The sequence below is a fragment of the Bacillus sp. P4_E1 genome, assembly GCF_056401715.1.
On the sequence record NZ_JBFUIV010000053.1, the window covers coordinates 1 to 2,412 of the forward strand.

A 2,412-nucleotide genomic window follows, 5' to 3' on the forward strand; every position below is an offset into this window, starting at 1 on the left:
ACGTAAATGGGACTGACGTAAATGGGACTGCCCTTCTTGTCGTACACACCATGATAGGGATATTAACGCAAGTATTAATCTAAAGAATGAAGCGATAAGGCTTCTAACCACAAGGACTGTGGAGCTAGCCTAATCAATTAGAGTTCGTTAGAACTCTTTACTTAGGAATCCCTCACTTCTAAACGAAGTGAAAGTGGGGGTAGTTCAATGGAGAAAGCATACTGTTAGTCTCACCTCTTCTTTTTTAACGAATTCTGTCATTGTACAAGGGAAAGATGATAAAGAAAGGGATGTGTTGCACCATTTGGTTAAAAAGGTATCTAGATGAAAGAGATGATGAGGGGCTGTATTCGTCGTGCTTTCACGCCTGAATATTCCGAGTTTCTCCGCAATAATATTTTCAGGTGCCATAGCTTTGCGCGAAAATTTTCTTTTGATACGAAGATTCTTCTGGAATGAGTCGCTAAAGAAATCACTGGGGCAAACGCGATACAGATTGTAGATAGCATCGGCGAAACACTTCGTGAAAAATGAAGCAATGCTAAGAGAAATAGAGAAAAAAGCGGGTGCATTTTTCGGTAAGAAAAACTTTAAAACGAGCCTTATGCAATCTATTATCATGCTTACTATTCAATAGGAAAAAATGCCTGTCACTCCCTGAGAAATGTCGAAGCTACAAAATTCATTCGACATTTCCAGGATGATGACAATGGATTATTTTTTATAATTCTATTTTCTGGTCACCACGTTTTTCTAGGTTTTTAGCAGTTTTACTTTGGTCAACATCCTTTTGGTCTTTAAAGGTGCCCATGAGAAAATCATAGGCTGGGTTCGTGACACCATACCAGTAATTTTCATTTTTGAAGTGATGCCATAAATGAACCTTTTTCATCCATCGCCCCCATGGTGATATTGGTTGAAGGGGGCGATGCGCGATATAATGCTTCCACTCATAAAATAATAAAAAGAGCATAATACCTGCAATAAATGCGTTTGTCATGACAAAGCTGGATGAAAGAAAATAAAAAATCGCTCCTGAAATTGCAATGTTTGGCACACTATACCATAAGGGTAAAAATAATAAATGTAATTCATTCGGATTTGTATGGTGATCATAATGTAGGCGCTTAAGTATTTTTAATAAGAATGCATTCTTTGGTGGCTTTAGATGAAAAATAAACCTGTGAGTAGCGTACTCAGCTAAGGAATACATAATCATTCCCAAAATAAAAGCACCCCAAATTCCGATAGAGGTTAAATGTAAAATCATAAATCCAAAACTAGCGAAGAAAAGACAGCTCATGATCAAAATATCAGGATAGGAAAAATATTCTTTAAAATATTTTAGTTTCATTTATCACGCCTCCAGCTTTCTTTATTTTTTTCTATCTTTCCAGAGAGCCAAGCTTTTCTCCAATGTTGTCTTACACAATCTTTCCGCTTCAATTGCATCTCCCTTTAATGCAGCTTTTAATAAGTCGTGATAATAGTTGAAGGACAACCCACGATGATCTTTTACAGAAAAATATCTTTTCGCCATATCTACATAAATGGAATCGAAGCTATTTAAAATGAGTAGAAAGATCGGATTGGCAGCAAGCCCAGCACACCTTTTTTGCAAATACCAATCAAATGCTGCATAGCTTTCTGCACTATCTTCAAGTTGCTCAAGATTAGCAAGGAGAGCAACCACTTTAGGTTGATTAAACGTAACAGCATCACGAATATAAGTCGGAGTCAACGAACTTCTAAATTCTAATAAATACATAATAAATTCATCTGTAATGGTATGATGATTCTCAACAATATTAATAAGTGTCGTTAGATTCCCATTGCTCCAATAATCATTAATAATCGCTGGCATTCCTTTTCTTCCTGTTATCCATCCACTCCTTTCTAAACGTTGAAGCGCCTCCCGAATAGTTGGGCGACCAACACCAAATTCTTTCGCAAGCTCTCTTTCCGGCGGTAAAGTACTTCCTACAGAATAAACACCAGCCAATATGGATCTAATTAATTCATTCTCAATTTTATCTGAGGAGCGTTCCTTTTCTTTCAAGCCATCGTCCCCTTTATTTTTTGGTAATACATGTTGAAGATATTGGTAATACCAAAAATTATATAACGTGTTTGAATTTTCCGTCAATAAGATTCATTAAAAAAGAGGAAACCATTTTCATGCAGTGACCCCTGTCAAGTAGACAGTATTTAAAAAGCGCAACTAAGCAACCTGAGTTCTATATTTATATGGACTCAGGTTATTTAATTTCTTTTGAAATCTTTGATGATTATAAAAGTGCATATATTTACGCACGGCAAGTTTGACCTCATTCGCTTTACGGAAGGAGTATAAATGAAAACACTCTGCCTTAAAGTGACTGAAGAAGTTTTCCATACAAGCATTATCCCAAC

At 36.3% G+C, this 2,412-nt stretch carries 3 protein-coding genes and 1 pseudogene; 1 reads left to right on the plus strand and 3 read right to left on the minus strand.

Annotated features, from left to right (window positions below; translation table 11 throughout):
* Positions 1-16: 16 nt before the first annotated feature.
* Positions 17-133, plus strand: a pseudogene (locus AC1DS7_RS28640) (zinc ribbon domain-containing protein); the annotation flags it as partial.
* A 588-nt stretch (positions 134-721) separates the two neighbouring features.
* On the opposite strand, the gene AC1DS7_RS28645 reads toward AC1DS7_RS28640, so the two are convergent.
* The 3 genes from AC1DS7_RS28645 to AC1DS7_RS28655 form a co-directional block, all read right to left on the minus strand.
* The gene (locus AC1DS7_RS28645; RefSeq protein ID WP_002191655.1) at positions 722-1,354 is read right to left on the minus strand and encodes a sterol desaturase family protein; all 633 of its coding nucleotides are present in this window, start codon (positions 1,352-1,354) and stop codon (positions 722-724) included.
* Positions 1,355-1,375: 21 nt separating this feature from the next.
* Positions 1,376-2,059, minus strand: coding sequence for a GntR family transcriptional regulator (locus AC1DS7_RS28650; RefSeq protein ID WP_002144339.1), 684 nt, complete (start codon positions 2,057-2,059; stop codon positions 1,376-1,378).
* A 162-nt stretch (positions 2,060-2,221) separates the two neighbouring features.
* Positions 2,222-2,412, minus strand: a 191-nt coding sequence (locus AC1DS7_RS28655) for an IS3 family transposase (RefSeq protein ID WP_476999397.1), incomplete at its 5' end; no start/stop codon positions are given.

Coding starts and splice junctions, on each gene's coding strand:
- AC1DS7_RS28645 (WP_002191655.1), bottom strand. CDS start 1,354: ATGAAACTAAAATATTTTAAAGAATATTTTTCCTATCCTGATATTTTG.